Source organism: Bacillus sp. AFS012607, assembly GCF_002558005.1.
GTDB lineage: Bacteria > Bacillota > Bacilli > Bacillales > Bacillaceae_G > Bacillus_A > Bacillus_A thuringiensis_S.
The window spans coordinates 27,604-49,135 of sequence record NZ_NTVM01000010.1 but is presented as its reverse complement, the minus strand read 5'-3'; the positions used below and the strand labels follow the sequence as shown (position 1 = coordinate 49,135).

The window sequence follows — 21,532 nt, the reverse complement described above, 5'->3', positions numbered from 1 at the left end:
TATATATAGCACTCATTAAAAGTGCTTCTATTTTGGAAGGAAGAAACAAACGATGAACAAAAAGTTATTAACATCATTATTATGTAGCACATTCTTGTTTGGAGTATCAGCTTGCAATTCACATGATACATCTGCGAAAAACGAGCAAAAGACTTCAAAAAAAACAGAGAATAACGAACTTAATCGCAAGGTTCCGCAAAAAGAACTTCCTACCAATGTAGATTCCTCTGATGTATACATGTCAATGGGATCTGCCGAGTCATTAGATGTTCTAGGGACTGGAGAAGTTAAAGCACAAGGTGTCTTTAAAGTATTAGATATCGCAGTTTATAATCACAAAGAAGAACCCATTACACTAGATATCAACAACTTTAAATTAATTGATGGATTTGGAAGAGAATATCACATTTCCAATGAATATCAGTCAGTACTTAAAGCTGCAAATATCTCCACATTCAAATTTAATATTGTTAATCCTAATGAAAGTTCGGAAGGAAACATTGTATTTGATGTACCGAAAAACACGCAAGGATTAACCTTAAAAATTAATAATGATAAGTTAGATAAAGAACTCCAATTAAAAGTGGAATAGGCCAAATAAATACGTCTACCTTAACATTCTCTACTGACATAAAAAAGTACAGTCTTTTCTACAGCAGACTGTACTTTTTTACTTATCATTTCACATAACATTCCCTAATTTTTTTGACTAGATGCTCTCCAATCACGAAAAGATGTTGGGCGTCCAGAAAAAGCTCTTTGCTTTGTAACAGATGGTTTTTCTTCAGGAGTCATTGTTTTTTCTTTAAGATTCGCTGGTTTTTCTTTAAGCGTCACTGATTTTTCTTCAAGAATAGTCACAGCTGTTTGCATTTTTTCTAACTGTTCTTTCAACAATTGTTGTTCAATCTTTAAATCCGTAAGTAAACGTAAAATCATCTCAGAATTAGCCATAAGATCCTCCTTCCCCCAATACACAGAATAAAATACAATATGTAGAAGACAAAATACCGGTGACAAAAATAAGGTCGTCAACTCTTTTTAACTTCCAAAATCCTTTTATTTTTTTAAGGACCTGCTCCATTCATCCTTAAAAACATAAATTAAATTAAATCCATTAATAAATGGTCTTTATGGAAGGAGGAGTTAATATGGGCTATGGCGGTAGTTGTGGTGGAGGCTGTGGTTTCGGCGGCGGATTTGCCTTACTTGTTGTGCTCTTCATCTTATTAATCATCGTTGGCGCTAGCTGTTGGGGCGGCGGATTCGGCTGCTAAGGAGAGGCACTCTTGAGAGTGTCTTTTTTTTGATATGCGGCTCGTATACATATTGTTCAAATCTATATATTTTTTAAAAATATAGATTTAAAACATATTTCTCAATGAATAAAATAACTTAACATGGTAAAATAATATTTGGATGGGAGTCCAATATATTATTAAAATTAAGATGGTTCAAGTCGAAGGAAGGCACCTTAGGGTGTCTTTTCTTTTTTATAAATAATTATAAATTAAAATCGCAAAAGATACTTACTACTTATAAGGAACATTTTGTTTAGTCCAACTATCCCCATATTTATTTGAAACTAATTACTATCATAAATATAAAGAAGTTATGGATAAAATAGTGAGGTAAATAAAACAAAATATAGATTTGATTCATATTTCTCAACGAGGTACCACCAGCGTTTTTTTTAAAATAAGCTAAGCAAAAAAATAATCAGCTGCCCATATGGACAGCTGATTTACATCATTACATTTCTATTATTTATCTTACCACCTGAACAGATGCTGGTTTCCACCCCTGATTTTCTACCCAATCAATATTAACCTTATATTTTTTATTATTTTGCTTATCTCGTACATTACCGTAGGCTTTATTATTACCATTATTCCCAATAAAATCGAAAATCAATTGGCTCTCTGGAACATCAACAGCATAAGAAATTGCTTTTTTCATCTCACTCCAATCTACTGTTCCTTCTTTAAATTTCATTTCAGGTTTTGCTCCTTGCTCGGTACCAATTGGCTTCCAAGAAGGATTAGTTTGAGAACCCTTTTCTTGAGATGCCGCTTTTTCTTCCTCATTATTTTCATTTCCGTTTGTTTTTACCGATTTTTCTGCTTTTGATTTCTCTTCTAGCTGTGCTGCTTCTTTATCTTCAGTTTTCTNNTTTCTTCTCTTCTATCTTTGTTGCTTTCTTTTCTTGAGCAATTGCTTTCTTTGATGTATTAGAAGCAGTAAATAACTGGTATGTCACTATACCAACTGTCACTAATATTAAAGTAAATGCAATATTAAAAATTGCCTTTTGACGACGATTCTGTTGTTTTTCTTGAAATCTACTTACTTGTCCCATTCTTCAAACCTCCGCGTTTACTTTCTCCTCTACTCTTTATGTATTATCTCTATAATTTTCTTAATATTTTATTAAATAATAGAAATAAACTACACTTTCCTACAGGATCTCAGATCATAATAAAATTTATTTTTTTCAAGCATCTGACATATGTCATTCAAAATAGTTTAATACATTAAAAATTGATAAGCTTCCGCACTTAAGAAACCTTCAATTTTATTCAAAGGTGATTCCAATTATGTCCACATTAGATCTCCTGTAGAAAGCTTTTTAACAATTAAACCTCTTCTTCCCTTATTTATAATTTTTAAATTAAATTTCCCTCTATAGTATAATAAAGATGTTTCGTTTTCTAATGGGGTATGTCGTAAAATCAAAAGGGATTTTATCTCTTTTACCTTCTTTTCAGAGTAAATTTCACCACTAGGAAATTCTATTATTCCTAATGTAATCTTTAATTCGCTCTCATCGAAAGGCCACTCCTTATTAAGTTCCCTTATCTTTTGTATAAAGCTTCTTTTGGTTTGTCCTATATATAGCAATGTTACATTCTTAGCACATACTCTAGAGATTGCAAATATCCCCTTCTTAGAAGCTTCTTCCCTATTATAAAAATCATTTATACTATACATTCCATACCATTTAATATTTACTGTTTCTATGAATCTCACCTCATTTTTAGACAATATTATAATTTCTGAATGTTCAAATTATAATAGACGCATAGTCCTGATTACTTGAATTATAAATTGTGCTTTTCAATAATACATTTTATTATTACTAATTTCAATAATACAAAAAAAATACAATATTATAGTTTAATTACAAAACTTTATAAAAAAACAAAGTGATGTCGTACCAAATATTATATTTTTTCAATATCAGACTATCGTGAACAAAAGTTAGAGAGTTATGGAATAAAATATAATTTGTATGTACATACATTTCTTTAAAAAGAAGTTTTGTAGTTTGCAACTGAATTAAAAAAACATAGATTTTTATGACTCTTTTTGGGGATATAGCAAAGTGGGATCTTTTATATGCACGTTACTATACCGAACTAAATTTCGGTATAGTATTTTTTTGCAGCTCCTTGATTTTTCACCAAATACGCATAAAAATCAATAGTATGAAAATAAACTACTGGCTAAAAGTTTACTTTCGATAAAATAAAAAAGAACCTGCTCCATTCATTCTTAAAAACATAAGGTAAAGTGAACCCGTTAAAATACACGAATGAACCTTAGTTTTATCCTCTTACCTAAAGGAGAAACTATTATGGGCTATGGTGGTAGTTGCGGAGAAGGCTGTGGTTTTGCTGGTGGATTTGCTTTACTTGTTGTACTCTTTATACTATTAATCATTATCGGATGCAGTTGCTTCTGCTAAAAAACTATTAGAAAGGACACTCTGATATGGGTGTCTTTTCTTTATGGAAAATATCTACTATCAACCTAATTAATTTTGCCTTATAACTTCTATCATCAACAAAGGGTGATACAAACTATTACATATGTTTGTACCACCCTTTGTTGATGCGTTTAGACTTCACAAGTGTTGAAGTTTTAGACTTCTCCCTTAGTGCACCCATATTATTAGAACATCCTGTAATCTGTAGACAAAATGTAGCTAATAAAAACAATATTAATAATTTCTTCAATAAATCCTCCTACATACATAAAACACCATATGTTACAAAACAAACATAACATCAACTCTTTATAAAAACAATATAATCCTCGGTCCTTAAGCTATCTCTTAACATAGGAGTACCGTCACATATCCATCAAGCTAAGATTTTAAAATATCCCCTGCTTAAGGAATTTGTAAGTATCAAGTAAGAAAAACGAGAGCTTTGTTTTCTATAATCAAAATAGAAAGTGAAGGAAAAAAGATTATTTCTGCGATTAATATGCATGTAACAAGAGAAGAAATCTACATTTTTTTAGAATAATAATATTAGTATGTCCAAGTTTTGGAGATTGCTTGCAAATATTTTGAAGTTTTCGCACCAGAATTCTAATTACCATACTTGTTTTTTGCCATCACATATTGGAGGTTAAAACATGATTAAAAAAAAGAAAATACAAAGATTAGCACTTACCTTTATCCTACTCTTTTCTTTAGGCATTTCATCTTTCTCGCTTACAACAACTATTCACGCAGATACAAGCGAGGAACAATCTGCTGAAAAGAAACTAGTCTCTTTAACGGAGCGTACATCATTATTTTTTGAATATCTCCAGAAAGGTAAGTATGCAGAGGCACTACAGTTGACGTCTGCTGCTTTTCAATCCAAGTTTACAGCAACCACATTACAAAACTGGTGGACACAAAGTGGCTGGAGCGGGATAAAAAGCATGGGAATCCCCGTGATAAAAGAACGAAACTTGGTCCATCAGACGGTGGAAATTCCAGCAGCTACCGAAGGAACTACCATACCGCTACTCCTTAAATTCACACCTGGCGGGAAAGTAGATGAAATTGGCGAAAGGCCACCCGAGGAATCTTATACCATCCCGCATCCTAGCTATGATCAACCTGACTCCTATCAAGAACGTGAAATCGTCATTGGAAATTCTACCTATCCGTTACCAGCGACATTAACAGTTCCGAAACATAAGCGTGGTGAAAAGCTGCCCGTAGTTGTTCTTGTTCATGGTGCTGGCATCCATGATCGCGATAGCACATATATGGGAACAAAAATCTTACGAGACATTGCGGTGGGCCTTTCATCCAACGGAATTGCAGTGTTGCGCTATGAAAAACGCACCTTAGAACACGCATTAAAGATGAGTACAGAACCTGGTACGTTAGACCGTGATACTACAGATGATGCTATATTTGCAGCAAAATCAGCAGCGCAGCAGGAAGGCATTGATCCAAATAATATTTTCATTCTTGGACATAGTCTAGGAGCTGGTACAATGCCACGTATACTGAGCAAAGCGCCTTCCTCACTTGTCCGAGGAAGTATCTTACTCGCACCACCTGCACGCCCTTTGACTGACATTGCCATTGATCAGTATGAATACCTTGGGGCGTCAAAGGAAGAAATCACTGAACTAAAAAGACAGGTTGCTTTTATTCAGGATCCTACTTTCAATCCTGACCGTCCTCCAGCTGACTACAATTTTGGGTCACCTCATTTTATGTATGATGTTTCTAGGTGGCGTCCAGTTGAAGAGGCAAAATTACGAAAAGAGCCTTTACTCATTCTGCAAGGAGCACGCGATTACCAAGTAACAGTAAAAGATGAATATACAAAATGGCAAGAAGGACTTTCAAACCGCGGAAATGTTCAGTTCAAAAAATACCCGAAATTGAATCATTTCTTCATGGAAGGTGGCGGTGAATTAAGTCTTCCTAGTGAATACGAAATCCCTGCTAATGTTCCCGAGTACGTCATCCAGGACATTATTACATGGATCAACGAGACAAAAAAATAAGAAAACATCAAAATCCTTCATGCAATCATCATTGCGTGAAGGATTTTTGAAACTAGTGATTCAGACATATCTATTATAATTATATTTTTCTACGCACTAAATAAAAAGCTAAGGACCCCATAATGACAGGTGCAGCGAAGTCAAAGAAATGTGAAAAAGTAAAAGTAAAAAGAAAAAGAAATGGTATAAGTGTATAGATAAATGCTAGTCCTATAAATAAAGGAATTCCAAATTGAAACTCTCGACATCGTTTAATTTTCCTATATAAAACTTCCCCAAGTAAACAAGCTATGAGAGCTGGTATACTACCATAAGTGACGATAGTTTTTATGAATCCATGTAAAACGTCCGGGTGAATAAAGCTAGGATTAAAAATATATGAAATTAAGAACCATCCAAAAATAAAAGCAAACAGACTTGCAGCATAACTAACTACAAATTTTATCAAAGTAAGCAACGTAATCATCCCCATAATTTCCTAATATTATCTTCATTGTATCATTTTCTCTTAAAAAGACTCCAAAAGGATATACTTGCCCTTCAGCTTTCTTTTTTAACGCTTGTTCAAGACGTATTTTTTGATGTTATTCTGTATAAAAAACTTCTGGGAGCAACCTGCTCTGTTAGGTTGATAGCGATGGGGTGCCGCCAGCTTTCCGAAAAAATCACGCTAAGCCAAAAACCATAATAAGCTGTCCGTATGAGCAGCTTATTTACATAAAAAAAGACACCCTTAAGGTGCCTTTCTCCGACTGGATAAACACTTTAATTTTACTAATGTGTATTGGACTTTCCATCCTCAATGAATGGAAAGTAGAGATGCTTCAATTATGTACCGATCTGGAGCGTCTCCTATATAGTCAAAAGGATAACAAGTTGTTAATGTTAATGTTGACTCACTTTTTTCTACAATAACTGTTCGATCTTCTGAATCTGTTATCCAATGCTTTTTAATTTCATATGTATATGTTTTATTTTCATATTCCACGATAAGTTGGTCATTTTCCTTTAATTGACCAAGCTCGGTAAAAACAGTATCTCTATGTCCACTTAAAACTGTATGACCATTTCCAGATGGTGTAGTAGTTAAGTCACTAACAAACATACCTACACCCTTTTTTAGTACTTTATCATCAGCTCCCCAATATACAGAGTATTTCTTTTGTATTTTAGGGATAATTAAATATGCTACTTTATCTCCTAACTGATGGTTTACCTTTGAAGCAGGAATTTGTACAGGTTCTTCAGATTGTAATGAAGTGTCAATCTTTGTCTCTGTCTCTATCTCTGTTTGATTGATTTTTTGCGTTTCATTTTCTTTAGAAGGTGTGGAGGTCTCATATTGTTTAGCCTCGTTAGTTGTTAACGACTCTGCTGATTGTCTAGCACTATACCATTCTAGAAAATAATAGGAAAAGATAGTAAGTCCAATAACAGTTAAACATAAGCCTATCCATTGTTTTTTATTCACTTTTATCACTCCATTTGAAAACGACAGGATTTCTCCTGCCGTTTTAAGGAACTATTTTATGCGTTTGTCTTTTTACGACGGAACATTAATACAGAACCAGCTAATGCTAATCCTAAGCTTGCTAACATCATTGTAACACCGTTTGATGCTGTATTAGGTAATTTTTCACCTTGTTTTTTTGTTTCTTTTTTCACAACTGTATTAGTATTTTTCTTTGTTTCTTTTGCAGTTGTTTGAGGCTTAGTTTGTTCTTGTTTATTATTTGTTGTTTGGTTGTTTTGTTTTGAATTCTCTTGCTTAGTGTTTTCTTGTTTAACAGGTTCTTGTTTAGTATTTTCTTGTTTAGGTTGTTCTTGAGGTTTAGTAGTTTCTTTATTTTCTGTTGTAGTATTTGTGCTCTTTGGATATTTATAATCTTCACATGGAATGCCGTCTTTATCATTATCTAAACGGTGTGGATCATTTCCAACACCATATCCATTTTGATCCCAGAATGCTTGAGCATCTTGTTGACTTTTAAAATGGCCACAGTTTTTTGTATCATTAGGACTCTTAGCTGCAAATGCAGAAGAACTGTACCCCACTGTTAATAGTGTTACCGCTGTTGCTGAAGCTAATAATTTTTTCATAAATTTCTTCATCCCCCTAAATGGTATGTATTTACATTGAAATATTTTACATTTAAAAATCTAAAAATACAATAATAATTTGTAGATAAATGTAAGATTTCTAGATAATAATACCAAACTATTAATTCATATATTGTCATATTATGTCGAAAGAAAATAAAAAAAGAGCCAAGGCCCTCTTTAATAACTACTAATAACCATAGTCACTATTCTCACAGTAATATGAATTTGATTCATCACAACAAATATATGCTGTTTGTTGGATAAATAATGGACTCGGTGAAGCGTTAGCTGTAGTAGCATTTGAGAAAGTAATACTTGAACATCCTCAAATAAGAAAGTTCTTGTATCTCCTGGTGTTAATGTAATTATTACAATTCTACATGCCTAATAAGGAAAAGGTATACCGTATACTTTATACAGTTGGCTATTGTCAGGAATCATTTTGCACGAAAGAAAAGACACTCTATATGAGTGTCTTTTCCAATAGTTTTTAGCAGAAGCAAGAAGCTCCAACGATGATTAATAAAATGAATAACACAACTAATAAAGCAAAGCCTCCAGAAAAGCCACAACCGCCACAACTACCACCATAACCCATAATAGTTCCTCCTTTAGATAAGAAGGGAAAACTAAGGTTCACTCATGTATTTTAATGGATTCGTTTCATCTTATGTTTTTCCGCATTGATTGAGCAGGTCCTTTCGAAAACTATTCACATATTAACTATATTTTTAAAAATGAATAATTTAACTATAACAATAAATAGATAAATTAATATAATGTATTAATTCTAAAAGAAGGGAGGAATAGCCATGCAATTAGTTTGTTTTAAAATAGTAAGTGGTCAGTATTTCTTGTTTGTAGAAGGTATTCAAATTCCTGTACCAATTCCAGCAGTTGCTGCAGCTTTATTAATTGGTTTAGGAGTAATTCCACTTTGTTCTTAATGTAAAGAATTCGGATCATTCCTAACTTTCAATTGGAAAAGCCTCAAGTATATGAATACTTGAGGCTTTCTTTATATCAAAGAAAAAACACCTTATAGCGCTTGAAGATCTCCTGATTTAATTAATGCGGCCGTTACATCATCACCGAAAGTATTGAGACAGAATACTTGCTCGTCTACCTTATCCATCACTGTAGCTTCACCTATCACGCCACCTTGAAGTTTAATAAAATAGTTATGTTCTTCTACAATTTTACTAAAATCTCTATTTGCCCATCTTTCAGTAATTGCTAATAGCTCTTCTTTGTTCTTGAAATTGTTTCCGTTTAGAATATTTCTTACTTTCTCTGCATTCTTTTTGGACATAGGGGTTGCTCCCTTTCCTTCACACGCTTTTACTTTTTGATGAGTCATGCTATGCATAGCTGAAATAACTTCTTCTTCAGTAGAAGTTACTGTAATGTGAAGTTGTGCATTTGAACCTTTCACTTCTGCTTCATTCGATAGTATGTCTTCTTTATTAACCTCTGCAAAAACATGGTCCTCACTCCCCATTGGGACTTCAGCAAACTGTAATATTCCATAAGTCATACCAGTTGCAAGTACTACTACCCCTATAATAGATGCTAGCCAATACGTTAGCTTCTTGTCCATCTTCATTTCCCCTGTCTTCGTTTAAATATCTTAACTAAATAATACCATATTTAATTCCTTTTTATTGAAGAGTCTCTAATTTCTACTATTTAAAAATATTCTCATCGTCTAATGTAATACGATATAATCATTTTATAATACAAAAAAATCATATTCTCATTCCCTATTTTTTTGGAGGTGATTGTCTTGAATAAAAACATCAATCTACTTCTTCAAATAATAATTGGAATTATAATCATGATCGCACCTATTCTCATAACAGGATCTATATACGATGTCACTAAATCATTTGGTGAACTATTAGTGGCAGAACTTATTATAAGAACACTTTCTCTCATTATTGGACTTTTAGTTATTAGTACGGCTTTGCATCGTTATTCTCAATAATTATTCATGTTCAAAAAATACAAATATTTTACATACCAATTCTTATGTATAAAGACACCCAAAACAAGTGTTACGAAAAAAATATAAAAAAGACATCTTTTCTAGGGAAAGATGTCTTTTTTATATAAACCTTAACGTTCGTTCTGTAAAACCCTCGCTGCCTTTACTCCTTCTTTCTCTTCTTTTAAGAATAACGATACGATAAATGCAACAATAATAAAGATTAACCCAAGTGCAAATGCACCTTGGAACCCTGACGTTAAACCGTTTAACTTCTCTAATGGATCCAGTGGATTTGCGGAGCTTTCCATATACTTAGTTGTTCCTGAAGACATTTTCGAAATAAAGATAGCTGTACCAATTGCACCAGCTACTTGTTGCAACGTACTAAATAGTGCTGTTCCGTGCGGATATAAATCTGGTGTTAATTGATTTAAACCGTATGTTTGTGCTGTCATGACAAACATGAGTCCAACCATTAATACGCTATGCATGACAATAATTTGTACCATTGATGTATCAGGAGTAATGCCTTTAAATAAGAACATTGCAATTCCTACTAAGACAATGCCGGGAACGATAATAACTTTCGGACTAAATTTATCAAATAGTTTACCTGCGATTGGTCCCATTATGGCGCTAATAACACTTCCCGGAAGCATGATAATTCCTGATTTAAAAGCTGTAACGAGTAAAACGGTTTGCAGGAACATCGGTAATAAAGTCATCGTTGAAAATAGCGACATCATCACAATGACAATTAATCCAACTGATAATGTAAACATCGGAACTTTAAATGCTCGTAATTCTAAAATTGGATTCTCAATTTTCAATTGTCGAACGGCAAAAATACATAATGAGATAAGCCCAACAATTAAAGCGCCATACACTTTCGTATCGGACCATCCTAAATCACCCGATGCACTAAAGCTATACACAAGCCCGCCAAATCCTAATGTCGATAAAAGGATAGATGGGTAATCTACTTTTGGCCTTGTTAACTCTGAAACATTTTGAATGTACTTCATCCCAATCATAATGGAAATGATCACGATAGGAATAACAATATAGAATAACCAGCGCCAATTTAATGAATCCACAATTACTCCAGATAATGTAGGACCAATTGCCGGAGCTGCCATCATCACAAGTGCGATTAATCCCATTGTCGCACCACGTTTTTCAGGTGGACAAATGATTAAAATCGTATTCATTAATAACGGTGTAATTAACCCCGTCGCTACAGCTTGGACGATACGGCCGACTAATAAAACGGAAAATGTCGGTGCGAATCCCGCAATTAATGTACCGACTAAAAACGTTACCATAGCAATCAAAAACATTTGTCTCGTTGTGAGCCATTGCTGAAGTAACGCTGTAATTGGGACTAAAACCCCAACCACCAACATGTAAGCTGTAGAAAGCCATTGAATCGTTGAAGCTGTTACGTCAAATTCTTTCATTAATACTGTTAACGCATTACCAAGTAATGTTTCATTTAATAATGCAACCATTGCACCTAAAAGTAATGCAATTAAAATGGGGGTATGTTTCAAATTAGAAGTATCAACTTTGCCACTTACAAGGCTCTTAGTTGTCATATTCATTTACAGATTCTCCTCCTGTTTCTTACTTAAAAAACTTTAAATACACCGGAACACATGTAATATAATATACATATGTAGATTAAAAAGGGAGAATCAATTTTCAGTCACTGTATATTTAATCTACAAAAAAGGAGAATTGTAGATGAACGATAGTGAAAAACAACTTGATTTACGTATTAGACGTACACATAAATTACTGTGGGATTCCTTATTTGAATTAATGACGCAATCAAAACAGAAATATAGTACGATCACGATTAACCAAATATGTGACCGCGCAATGGTACACCGAACAACCTTTTATAAACACTTCGAAGATAAAGATGCTTTATTAACATTTGGATTTAAACGATATAGCAAGATGATTGCTGAAATACCGGTTTCAGATCGATTAAGTAAACCATTTCAAGTAATGGAACAATTTCTACACCATGAAGAAATCGGTAAAATATTAGAAACGCAAATGTCTGATGAACAATTTATTAACCGGACACAGCATTTAAGTCACGAAACGAGAAAACAAGAAATAGAAGCGTTAAATCAACTGCACAAAAATCATACGATGCCCAATGATTTAATCATTGAATTTTATTCAGGGGCAATCACCTCATTAAGCGCATGGTGGTTTAAAAGTGAAAGAAAAGTTTCTGCTGCTGAAATGGATAGGTATCTCCATCAACTTATTAATCGGGATATTTTTCAGTTTGAAAAGGAATAAGACTACACCTTTTCAATCATGCAATAAAGTGAAACTTTAATCAGTGGGGGGTTTTGTTCATCCCCCACTGATTATCAGCCCTCACCAATCGGACTTTTACGGACAGCCCGACCCCCACCTAACTTCTTTGCTTCCACTGAATTTTGAGGTGGGGGTGTTACTGCCCGTTAAAGCGGGATCAAATTGACCACAAAATAGGAATATGATATATTTTCCGTAGAATACTATATAAGTGTAACAGCGAATAAATTGGCATATAATAAAAAGAAGAGATGCGCTAACATCTCTTCCTTAACTGCTACCGTATAGGGTGGTGGTTATTACACGTTACTATTTTTTACGAAACCCACCCTTTTGCTTCCTACGGCGCGGAGTGGGTTTTTTGTTGTCCTTACCCAGAAGTTGCTTCCGCAAAAAATACGCTGAAACTTCACGTACAGTCGCTTTTACAAATTCTTTTACAAGGTCAAACAAAAACTCCATATTATCACCCCCTTTCCTTCCAAATGGAAAGAAGGGATAACCACCCACCCTCACAATATGCAGTTACATATATTTTATTAAATGATTGTAAAGATATTATGTAAACAAAATAAATGAAGTTTTACATAGAAAAATATGAGTTTATATTATTTTCATTCTCTTCAATTAGATTTTCTTTTTAGATGCTATCTTCAAATAAGGTAGCATCTAAAAAACGTTAAAAGGAATTTTCTCCCTAGTGTCTTCTTATATTTTATGTAATCTGCGCATTTAACCTTTTCTACGTTCTTTAATTACTTACTGAATATAGTCATACAGATTTTTCGCTAACAATAAACAAGTTACTGTAATGAAAAGAGCACGAACATACCCGCTTCCTTTTTTTATAGCGAATTTGGAGCCAACAATCCCTCCAGCAATTTGAGCAATCCCCATTATAAAACCATATGCATAGTTTACTTGCCCTACATACATAAACATCAACAATGCACCAACATTACTTCCTAAATTAAGAAGCTTCGCATTACCTGCTGCTTTTAAAAAATCATACCCAATAAATAAAAGAGAAAACATTAAAAACGAACCTGTTCCAGGACCTAGAAATCCATCATAAAAACCAATAGCAAAAATAAAAAAGGTAAAAATAATGACGTGTCGACCAGACAATTTCTTATGAGTGGAAATACTACCCCAATCCTTTTTGAATATCGTATAAATAGCGACCGCACCAAGCATAATCAACATCAATGGCTTCAGTACTTCTGGATTCATTAAATGAACGGTCCATGCCCCTATTATGGAACCTATGAAAGTGAGCGGAACTAATTTAAACGCCGATTTCAAATCAAGATTACCAGAACGATAAAATACAATATTACTAGTTGCACTTCCCATTGTCGACGCTAGTTTATTCGTAGCTACTGCACTTGCTGGATTCAGTCCTGTAAATAATAAAGCTGGTAAAGCAATGAGTCCACCACCACCTACAACTGAATCAATAAATGCAGCTACAAATCCAAAAACAATCAAAATCATTAATACAGATGGGTCTAAATAAAAATCCATACTATTAACCTCCCCTTTAGTCACTATTCGAATAGTAACTAATAATTTGCTAAATGTAAACAGTTATTGTAACGTTGAAATATAAAGTGAAACTTTAATCAGTGGGGGGTTTGTTCATCCCCCACTGATTATTAGTTGAACCAATCGGGCTTTTACGGGCAGTTGATCCCCACCTAACTTCTTTGCTTCCGCTGAATTTTGAGGTGGGGGTCTTACTGCCCGTTAATGCGGGATAAAAGCAAACATCGGAGGACGAAAAAAGTGGACTACATAGTGCAACAGCTTAAAAAAATTGGTTTCAATGAATATGAAGCTAAATCTTATGTATCTCTTGTTAAACAAGGACCTGTCACAGCCTACCAAGTGAGTAAAGATTCGGGTGTCCCAAGAGCGCGAATTTATGAGATTTTAGGTAACCTTGTAGAAAAAGGAATTGTCATGAAAGAAGAAATAAATGACACCACTCGCTATTCACCTCTACCTGTTGAAATCTTTTTACAGAAGGCGCAATCAGAATGGCAGTCTACATATGAAGGAATAAGTGATTCATTAAAAAAACTAGAAACTTCCGAGGAAAAAACGGATAATCGAGTGATTACTTTAAAAGACAATCAAACAATCATTAGCTATTGTCAGGCATTAATAAAAAAAGCAGAACGACGTATTGTCATTTCAATGTGGGATGAGATGTATGAAGCATTAAAAGAAGATCTATCTGAAGTAGCTGATAAAGTTTCAATACAAGGTATTACCCTGCATGTTGAAAATCCCATTAAAAATCTAGAAGCCCATCGCATAACACCTTATACAGAAACCTTGTCTACAGAACATTGGTTTATTGTATCAATAGATTCTAAAGAGATGATTTATGGACCATCACTTGAAGAGCGTAATATTGCTTTTTATACAGATGATCCCGTCCATATATACTTATTAGAGGATTATGTATGGCATGATGTTTTAGTAAATCGACTTGTCCGACGTAGCCAAGATGACTTGCAGCAATGGATTACTGCAGAGAGAAAGTCTTTCTTTATGGGGAAATGAGGAACATATTCAAGAGCAAACCAAAAGATTTGCGTATTAAACCTAACAACTTCTCCGTACAAAAATAGCCGACTATTATATAGTAAATATTCGGCTATTTTTGTATAAATTTATACAGACGCTGCCATTACCCCGGCGATTAATGAGATAAACGCTTCTCCCACTCTTTCACCTTTTCAATTGTTACATCTAATTTTTTAGCTATTTCTTCTACACTCATTCCTTTAAAGAGCATTCCAGCTGCCGAAAGTGCTTTATCAATTTCTTCTTGCTTCTCTTGTTCATATAAACGACCTACTTTTGTCATCCGTAACCACTCCTTTACCTTTTTATATGCTTTCTTCTATTTTATCATCCAATCTCCACAAACCGCCCAAACTCCTTCAAAAACCTCAGCTTAAAACTCCCCACAGGCCCATTCCGATGCTTTGCCACATGAATCTCCGTCATCTCTTTCTGCACCGTTTCCTTATCATAATAATCCTCTCGATACATAAGCATAATAACATCCGCATCTTGCTCAATTTGTCCTGTCTCTCTTAAATCAGATAAAAGCGGGCGCTTATCTTGACGTGACTCTACAGAACGAGATAATTGCGACAATGCTACTACACAAACATTTAAATCACGCGCTAACAACTTAAGCTTCCGTGAAATTTCACTAATCTCCTGAAATCGATTGCCCTTATGCTTTGGATCTCCCGTAATAAGCTGCAAATAATCTACAATGACTAAAAGCTTCTTATCACCATGCTTCCGCTTTAACTTACGAGTTTGCATCCAAATATCTTGCACCGTAACACCTGCATGATCATAAATCTCAAGTGGTAACTCACCAATCTCCGCAAACGCCTTACTCACCTTTTCCCAGTCTTCCATCGCAAAACGGTGCTTCGGATTTTTCAGCCTACCACCTGACACTTCACCTACGCAAGAAGCCATTCTTTTTAACAATTGCTTACTACTCATCTCTAACGAAAACAATCCAACCGCCGCTCCAGACTTCGCCGCATGCAGTCCAACATTTAACGCAAACGCAGTCTTTCCCATAGAAGGGCGCGCACCAAGGACAATAAAATCACCTTCCTGCAATCCGCACGTCATCTTATTTAGCGATGTATAACCAGTCTCAATACCTGTAATTTCTTTCACATCTTGATGAAGCTCTTCATACAAACCAACTAACGCATCCTTCAAATCAAACTCACATACGCAGTCCTTTTCCTCTAACTCACAAAGTGCCGTAATCGTCTCACCAATAACTTTCTCATTCTTCTCCGCAATAAGACGCTCTCCCATCTTGTGCCCGAGAACACCCGCCTGATACATTTTCCAGGCACCTCGAACAAGCCCCTCATAATAAGAAAAGTTACTAGTCGCAGGCACACCATCCATTAATCCTATAAAATACTCCATTCCCCCGATCCCCTTCAAAAAATTCGGATCTACTCTAGAAATGAACGTCACAAGATCAATCGGTTGCCCCTCCTCTTCCATTTTTCGCATTAACTGAAATATAGACTTGTGCACGGGCATAGAAAAATAGTGCTCCGTCAAACGGCACTCCTTAATAAGCTCTCCATCAAGTAATAGAGAACCTAGCACCGTCTTTTCCGCCTCTACATTTTGAATACTCATGGCCGCCACCCGCGTTCCGCTAAAAAGCGCTGCAACTCTTCCTCTGACGGCTTATTCTTCTCCCACTCCTCACACTTCGCCAAAAAATTCTCCGTCTCTCCGCTACTAACAGACGACTCCTTCTTTCGAAACCTTTCCGTATCCGCCTCAACCTCAGACACTTTCGTAAATCCTTTCCCGTGCCATCCCCTCAAAATCCCCTTCACATAAGCCATCTTCCGATTTTTATTCTCATACGAAATTTGAAGGGCCTTCAGCACAAGCTCCTCTGACAAATCATTCATCCACGCATTCAATTCCTCTACCGTATACGGAGACAAACTACCAAAATGTTGCTCATAAAACGTGAACACCTTACTTCCCGTTTCCTTCTCTATCCCCTCTTCTTCCACTGTTTCCTCGCAAACTGGATTAACATCATCCATATCCATATCACTAGGCATACCGAAATGTGCTAAAAGCATCGGAACATTCAGCTCCTCCTCCGCACACTTCTGAAGAAACATATGTACAAACTCCTTATTCTTCACACCCTTCAGCTCACGGAGCACACACTTCTCCACATTCGTATTCGTCACAGGATTATAACGAAGCCAATTTAAAATGAATAACTCCCGCGTCTCCACATCATAAAGGATCTTTCCATAATCAATGAAGCGCTGCAAAAGCTTATCAACAGTCTCCCGGTTATAACCCGTCTCCATCTCAGCTAACCGCTTCGGAAAAGGAAAAATCCCACACTGCGTCGTCTTCGAACAAGTTAACAAATAAATATAAAAATACCGCTCCTCCGGCGTCAAATCCAATACAAAATCATCCTGCCAAAAATTCACCTGCACATTACGATACACCGCCATCCTAATTCCTCCTGTCTCCATTCAAAAATGAAAAATCCCTCTTTGTACTATATATAGAAAGGAGGGCCAGGTTTTTGGCGTGTTATTTCAAAATTTTTTTCGACGCCTACTACGGTGTTTGTTGTTGTTTTTGTTTTTGTTGTGTTTTTTCTTAGTGATTTATTACTTGGTAGGGGCTTGTAAGGGGCTTAGGAGGGGTTAGTTATCGGTTACTTCGATTAGGAAGACTCGATCTGAGAAGCCACCTCTTTCTTCTGCCTTCTTTTTGCGGATGTTGTTGATTTCTTTTAGTGTTGTGCCTTCGTGTTTGGTTAGGGGGTTTATTAGTTTTAGGAGGTTTGATAGTTCTTCGAGTTTGTAGGGTTTTGTTTTTACTTCTAGGTATTCGGTTAGTTCTTCTTGTGTTTTTTTTCAGAGTTCTTTTATGTATTCGTCTTCGGGTAGAATTCTTGTTATGGGTGTTTTTCCATTGGTTTTTATTATTTGTGGGATTTTGTTTCGGATTAGTTTGTTGTAGGTTGGCATGGGAATTCGAATAATGGAGTTCAGAATTTTTTGATGATATCCTCTATATCGCTTTGAGGTGTATCAAAATAGTTTGTTATCTCCTGTATTAAATGGAGAAATTCTTTCACGGTAACTGGAACATCATGATGAGTTGGATTTCCCTTCCTTATATCCTTTCACATCGCTGCATCCATTCTTTTAACGATCCTATCTTAATTTTATACTTTGAACAGATTTATTGGAGTATACGTTCTCCTGTTTTATAAGCAAGTAACACTTCCTTTTTAAACTTCATAGAGTATGGGTTTTTGACATAGAAAAAAACTTTAAGGTAGACAAGTTTTTATTTTTTAATCTGTCTACCTTAAAGGGAACATATCAATTTGTCGATGTGACCTTTCTAATTTAGTAAGAACACAGAATACTATACATCTCGACCACATTATCCCGCTAGATGTATACGGTAGTAATGACGCTTCAAATTTCCAATTATTATGCGAAAGGTGCAACACTTCTAAAGGAGCAAGATTTACAACCACCAGCTTAGTAAGCACTCCTGTTTGGAATTTGTAAATATCGTTCTAATTCACTAATAATGCTCTCTAATCATCGTCATATCCTCTTTTTATTTTCTAATAAATAAGGCCATATCAAAAGCAAGCATCCCCCGATGCCATTTTGATACAGCCTTATTTACTACTGCTCTTTAATCATTTTAAGGACATGCTGGTATTAAAAACTTACTCTACCTACAAAACATTACCATCCTTTAAATAATCATAAAGCTTATTATCCATCGATTTCTCCATAATCATGTTCATCGTAACAACCGGTAGTTCTTTTCCATTTTTATCTTGCATTTCAGTTTGTTCTACACTTGCTTTATCAGGTCTCGCTTTTCCTAAATAGTAAAAGTCGCTTCCCTCGTCATCATCTTTTTTCACAAAAATATGGACGTCAATATTATTTTCTTTAGCATCAATAATTGTTTGAACTTCCTTTGATTTTAATGTTCTATTACTTCTTGTATACCATTTAAGAACATCTTGATTAAGGAATTCATCACCATAGTCCACACTGGATTCTACCTCATCATTTTTATGGTATGTGATAAATATTGGACAAGTATAGTACTTTGTCTTATAACCATACATAGTTGAGCTCTCATCATTATGCCAATTTAAAAGTTTACAAACATCTTTTCTTGAGTATTTTTTATATACAGTAAGGTTACTATCACACTCATAGTTTTTGCTCTTTTCCCTTGCACTTTTAATAATGTCCATAACCATACGCTTAAAGTATTCATTTTGTTCTAAGCTTTTTCGGATAGAATCATTAAACATATACGCCTTATCGTCCTGTAAAGAGAGAATTGGCTTTTCTCCATATTTCTTTTGGCTGTTTTGCAAGAAAAATTCTAATTCAAAAATTCGTTGTACAGAAGTAATCGTATCATCATCTGTTAAGCAATTAGATTCTTCAAGTTGCTTTATATACTCATCTTTATCAACTTTTTCTTGCTTTAGTAACAATTCTAATAAAACAATTTCGTTTTTACGTTTTCCATTCAATACTTCCAATGAAAACATCGTTAAAACTTTATTTTCGTACTCTGTTAAGGCAGGGACATCTTCTTTCATTTTCAATAAGAACTGATAATAGTTCGAATATCCTTCTGCCAGTACAACTGGATCAATAGAATGGTTTACTATAAAGTCATATAGATATGGAGTTCTTCCTATTCTATTTTTCAACTCAGCAAAAGCTTCCTTTAATACTTTCATTGCTGTTAAATTACTATTATTAATCGCTTTAAAAATTTGCTTTTTCGCTATCTCTTCAAAGTTAACTGTTGAAATACCTTTAATATAACTCGTATCATTTGTATATCTACGTATATTGTCTTTATTTTGTGATCTATCTCCTGAAAGGGCGATTGGAATTAAATAGTTGTTTTTATAATTTCCAATAAAATCAATGATTGTAACAAAATCTTTCGAGTCGTGTTTTCGAAGTCCACGCCCCAGTTGCTGTATAAAGATAATACTTGATTGAGTTTGTCTCAACATAACAACTTGGTTCACACTTGGAATATCAATTCCTTCATTAAAAATATCTACCGTTAGAATATAATCCAGTATGCCATTTTCTAATTGATTCACTCGCAGTTCTCTTTCCTCTTGGGAATGATCACCGGTTAATGCAAATGTGCGAAAACCTCTATTATTTAAGGCATATGATAATTGTTCTGCCTCATCTTTTCGGCTGCAAAACATTAATCCTGTTACTTTCTCACCAGAATAACCATAGTATTTTACTTTTTCAACTACATGATCCACTCGCTCTTCCGTAACAAGTTTAGATAAAGCAGTTGTGTCATCTATCTTTTCACCATTATATTCAAAATCAGTAACTCCGAAATAATGAAAAGGACAAAGCATATCTTCTTCAAGTGCTTCTTGCAAACGAATTTCATAAGCAATATTGTAGTCAAATAGCTCATAAATATTAAAGTTGTCTGTACGTTCAGGTGTAGCAGTCATTCCCATTAAAAATTTCGGTTTAAAATAATCAATAACCCTATGATAAGAACTAGCACCAGCTTTATGAACTTCATCTATTAAAATATAATCGAATAGCTCAGGATCAAATTGGTGTAAAGTGGCCTCTTTTGAAATAGTTTGGATCGTCGCAAATAAATATTTAGCATGCACTTGCTTATTTGATCCTGATAAAATCCCAAAATCCTCATCGGCTCCGCCAAGAACCTTTTGAAAATCTGATTTTGCTTTATTTAATATTTGCTCTCGGTGAACAATAAACAGCATCCGTTTAGGTGCAAAATTTCTAACATCAAATGCTGAAAGATATGTCTTCCCCGTTCCTGTTGCGGAAATGACTAAGCCTTTTGCTTCTCCAGCGTCTCGAATAGCTTGTATTTCTTTTAATGCAGCTTGTTGCATTTTATTTGGCGTAATTTTCAACGCTTCTTCAATTGCATTATGATATTGACCAGGTAATTCTATAACTCGATCTAGCAACTTATTTTCTGCAACTTGTTCATATATTGTTTCGTAATTTGCAATCAACTCTTCAGTTAAAATTTGGGAATTTCCCCAGACTTCTTCAAATTGTTTTTTAAAATGCTGTACTATCTCTCCATCTTCATGCGATGTTAACTTGACGTTCCATTCATAGTTTACCTTCAAAGCATGCGCAGTCAGATTTGAACTACCGACAATTAATGAACAATGTGTTTTATTATCAAATATGTACCCCTTTGAATGAAAACCAGATAAGTTTGTTAATCTTACTTCTACATTTTCAAGTTTCATTAATTCTCTAAACACTTTTGGTGTATTAAAATTTAAAAATGTAGATGTTAATATACGTCCTTTAATCCCTTTTTGTTTAAGATCAAGGAAATGTGACTTTAAAGTCGCTAGCCCACTTTCCGTAATAAAAGCCACCGAAAAAATAAAGGCTGTACTATTTTCAAGCTCTTCCAGCAATGAGCTTAAAACATTTTCATTTTTCTTCGTATTGTTTACTAATAATTTAGGCTTATATATTCCAGGATGATTATGTTTTTGATTAATAAATCCTTTATATAAAGACCCTTCTAACTTTTGAATGAAATTCTCCATATGATCACCATTTATGACAAATTTTTATACTAATTGTATTACTCACTGATTTAAAGTGCAAA

23 protein-coding genes and 4 pseudogenes are annotated in these 21,532 nt (G+C 34.5%); 9 read left to right on the top strand and 18 right to left on the bottom strand.

The features are described from left to right. Positions 1-52: 52 nt before the first annotated feature. A complete protein-coding gene (locus tag CN409_RS10540; protein WP_017762862.1) occupies positions 53-592 on the top strand; it encodes a DUF4352 domain-containing protein in 540 nt (179 codons plus the stop codon). 104 nt (positions 593-696) lie between these two features. Here the strand turns inward: CN409_RS10540 and CN409_RS10535 are convergent, their stop codons facing one another. Continuing rightward, positions 697-954, bottom strand: a complete 258-nt coding sequence (locus CN409_RS10535) for a hypothetical protein (RefSeq protein ID WP_140161773.1) — start codon at positions 952-954, stop codon at positions 697-699. 197 nt (positions 955-1,151) lie between these two features. Here CN409_RS10535 and CN409_RS10530 point away from each other — a divergent pair, with 197 nt between their 5' ends. Next, positions 1,152-1,277: a YjcZ family sporulation protein gene (locus CN409_RS10530; protein ID WP_000540377.1), complete on the top strand. Its 126-nt coding sequence runs from the start codon at positions 1,152-1,154 to the stop codon at positions 1,275-1,277. A 490-nt stretch (positions 1,278-1,767) separates the two neighbouring features. Here the strand turns inward: CN409_RS10530 and CN409_RS10525 are convergent. Next, positions 1,768-2,359 (bottom strand): annotated as a pseudogene (locus CN409_RS10525) (YrrS family protein). A 236-nt stretch (positions 2,360-2,595) separates the two neighbouring features. Next, a complete protein-coding gene (locus tag CN409_RS10520) occupies positions 2,596-3,030 on the bottom strand; it encodes a hypothetical protein (protein ID WP_002162905.1) in 435 nt (144 codons plus the stop codon). Positions 3,031-3,637: 607 nt separating this feature from the next. Between CN409_RS10520 and CN409_RS10515 the strand changes: the two genes are divergently transcribed. Both CN409_RS10515 and CN409_RS10505 read left to right on the top strand, forming a co-directional pair. Beyond that, positions 3,638-3,748: a YjcZ family sporulation protein gene (locus CN409_RS10515; protein WP_000540371.1), complete on the top strand. Its 111-nt coding sequence runs from the start codon at positions 3,638-3,640 to the stop codon at positions 3,746-3,748. 677 nt (positions 3,749-4,425) lie between these two features. Then, complete coding sequence (locus tag CN409_RS10505; protein WP_000592098.1) at positions 4,426-5,808, top strand: alpha/beta hydrolase family protein; 1,383 nt, start codon at positions 4,426-4,428, stop codon at positions 5,806-5,808. Positions 5,809-5,887: 79 nt separating this feature from the next. Here the strand turns inward: CN409_RS10505 and CN409_RS10500 are convergent, their stop codons facing one another. The 5 genes and pseudogenes from CN409_RS10500 to CN409_RS10485 form a co-directional block, all read right to left on the bottom strand. Continuing rightward, the gene (locus tag CN409_RS10500) at positions 5,888-6,274 is read right to left on the bottom strand and encodes a hypothetical protein (RefSeq protein ID WP_025988997.1); all 387 of its coding nucleotides are present in this window, start codon (positions 6,272-6,274) and stop codon (positions 5,888-5,890) included. A 25-nt stretch (positions 6,275-6,299) separates the two neighbouring features. After that, positions 6,300-6,422: pseudogene (locus CN409_RS32180) on the bottom strand (GNAT family N-acetyltransferase); the annotation flags it as partial. Positions 6,423-6,607: 185 nt separating this feature from the next. Next, entirely contained in the window at positions 6,608-7,279 is a 672-nt protein-coding gene (locus tag CN409_RS10495) for a class D sortase (protein ID WP_001036099.1), read from the bottom strand. Between the two features lie 56 nt (positions 7,280-7,335). Then, positions 7,336-7,908 (bottom strand): excalibur calcium-binding domain-containing protein, encoded by a 573-nt coding sequence (locus tag CN409_RS10490; protein WP_000734538.1) that lies wholly within the window; start codon positions 7,906-7,908, stop codon positions 7,336-7,338. Positions 7,909-8,401: 493 nt separating this feature from the next. Then, positions 8,402-8,509, bottom strand: a complete 108-nt coding sequence (locus CN409_RS10485; RefSeq protein ID WP_000540375.1) for a YjcZ family sporulation protein — start codon at positions 8,507-8,509, stop codon at positions 8,402-8,404. A 214-nt stretch (positions 8,510-8,723) separates the two neighbouring features. On the opposite strand from CN409_RS10485, the gene CN409_RS32545 reads away from it, so the two are divergent. Further along, positions 8,724-8,858 carry a hypothetical protein gene (locus tag CN409_RS32545; protein ID WP_001177693.1) on the top strand — a complete coding sequence of 45 codons (135 nt, stop codon included), beginning with the start codon at positions 8,724-8,726 and terminating at the stop codon, positions 8,856-8,858. 92 nt (positions 8,859-8,950) lie between these two features. Here the strand turns inward: CN409_RS32545 and CN409_RS10480 are convergent, their stop codons facing one another. Further along, positions 8,951-9,511, bottom strand: coding sequence for a PRK06770 family protein (locus CN409_RS10480; RefSeq protein ID WP_000358712.1), 561 nt, complete (start codon positions 9,509-9,511; stop codon positions 8,951-8,953). Between the two features lie 186 nt (positions 9,512-9,697). Here CN409_RS10480 and CN409_RS31770 point away from each other — a divergent pair, with 186 nt between their 5' ends. Then, complete coding sequence (locus tag CN409_RS31770) at positions 9,698-9,898, top strand: hypothetical protein (RefSeq protein WP_001038824.1); 201 nt, start codon at positions 9,698-9,700, stop codon at positions 9,896-9,898. A gap of 131 nt (positions 9,899-10,029) precedes the next feature. Here the strand turns inward: CN409_RS31770 and CN409_RS10470 are convergent, their stop codons facing one another. Next, on the bottom strand, positions 10,030-11,505 hold the full coding sequence (locus CN409_RS10470; RefSeq protein ID WP_097981500.1) for an MDR family MFS transporter: 1,476 nt from the start codon (positions 11,503-11,505) through the stop codon (positions 10,030-10,032). Positions 11,506-11,647: 142 nt separating this feature from the next. Between CN409_RS10470 and CN409_RS10465 the strand changes: the two genes are divergently transcribed. Further along, positions 11,648-12,223, top strand: coding sequence for a TetR/AcrR family transcriptional regulator (locus CN409_RS10465; RefSeq protein WP_000999971.1), 576 nt, complete (start codon positions 11,648-11,650; stop codon positions 12,221-12,223). 330 nt (positions 12,224-12,553) lie between these two features. Here CN409_RS10465 and CN409_RS31765 read toward each other — a convergent pair whose 3' ends face one another. Together CN409_RS31765 and CN409_RS10455 are read right to left on the bottom strand one after the other, a co-directional pair. Beyond that, positions 12,554-12,706 (bottom strand): hypothetical protein, encoded by a 153-nt coding sequence (locus CN409_RS31765; RefSeq protein WP_000394757.1) that lies wholly within the window; start codon positions 12,704-12,706, stop codon positions 12,554-12,556. Between the two features lie 297 nt (positions 12,707-13,003). Then, positions 13,004-13,771 carry a TSUP family transporter gene (locus CN409_RS10455; RefSeq protein WP_000348456.1) on the bottom strand — a complete coding sequence of 256 codons (768 nt, stop codon included), beginning with the start codon at positions 13,769-13,771 and terminating at the stop codon, positions 13,004-13,006. Positions 13,772-14,032: 261 nt separating this feature from the next. Between CN409_RS10455 and CN409_RS10450 the strand changes: the two genes are divergently transcribed. After that, positions 14,033-14,818 (top strand): TrmB family transcriptional regulator, encoded by a 786-nt coding sequence (locus CN409_RS10450; protein ID WP_098900001.1) that lies wholly within the window; start codon positions 14,033-14,035, stop codon positions 14,816-14,818. Positions 14,819-14,957: 139 nt separating this feature from the next. On the opposite strand, the gene CN409_RS31760 is transcribed toward CN409_RS10450, so the two are convergent. The 5 genes and pseudogenes from CN409_RS31760 to CN409_RS32805 form a co-directional block, all read right to left on the bottom strand. Further along, positions 14,958-15,125: a hypothetical protein gene (locus tag CN409_RS31760; RefSeq protein ID WP_000169783.1), complete on the bottom strand. Its 168-nt coding sequence runs from the start codon at positions 15,123-15,125 to the stop codon at positions 14,958-14,960. A 44-nt stretch (positions 15,126-15,169) separates the two neighbouring features. Then, positions 15,170-16,456: a replicative DNA helicase gene (gene dnaB, locus CN409_RS10440; protein ID WP_098848978.1), complete on the bottom strand. Its 1,287-nt coding sequence runs from the start codon at positions 16,454-16,456 to the stop codon at positions 15,170-15,172. Next, complete coding sequence (locus CN409_RS10435) at positions 16,453-17,313, bottom strand: DnaD domain-containing protein (RefSeq protein WP_086390190.1); 861 nt, start codon at positions 17,311-17,313, stop codon at positions 16,453-16,455. Before CN409_RS10435 ends, dnaB begins: the two co-directional genes overlap by 4 nt. A 198-nt stretch (positions 17,314-17,511) precedes the next feature. Continuing rightward, positions 17,512-17,838, bottom strand: a pseudogene (locus CN409_RS10430) (nucleoside triphosphate pyrophosphohydrolase). A gap of 23 nt (positions 17,839-17,861) precedes the next feature. After that, positions 17,862-17,978, bottom strand: a pseudogene (locus CN409_RS32805) (MerR family transcriptional regulator); the annotation flags it as partial. Between the two features lie 217 nt (positions 17,979-18,195). Here CN409_RS32805 and CN409_RS10425 point away from each other — a divergent pair. Continuing rightward, positions 18,196-18,393 carry an HNH endonuclease gene (locus CN409_RS10425; protein ID WP_080018653.1) on the top strand — a complete coding sequence of 66 codons (198 nt, stop codon included), beginning with the start codon at positions 18,196-18,198 and terminating at the stop codon, positions 18,391-18,393. Between the two features lie 176 nt (positions 18,394-18,569). On the opposite strand, the gene CN409_RS10420 is transcribed toward CN409_RS10425, so the two are convergent. Further along, positions 18,570-21,470: a DEAD/DEAH box helicase gene (locus CN409_RS10420; RefSeq protein WP_074789482.1), complete on the bottom strand. Its 2,901-nt coding sequence runs from the start codon at positions 21,468-21,470 to the stop codon at positions 18,570-18,572. Positions 21,471-21,532: the final 62 nt, after the last annotated feature.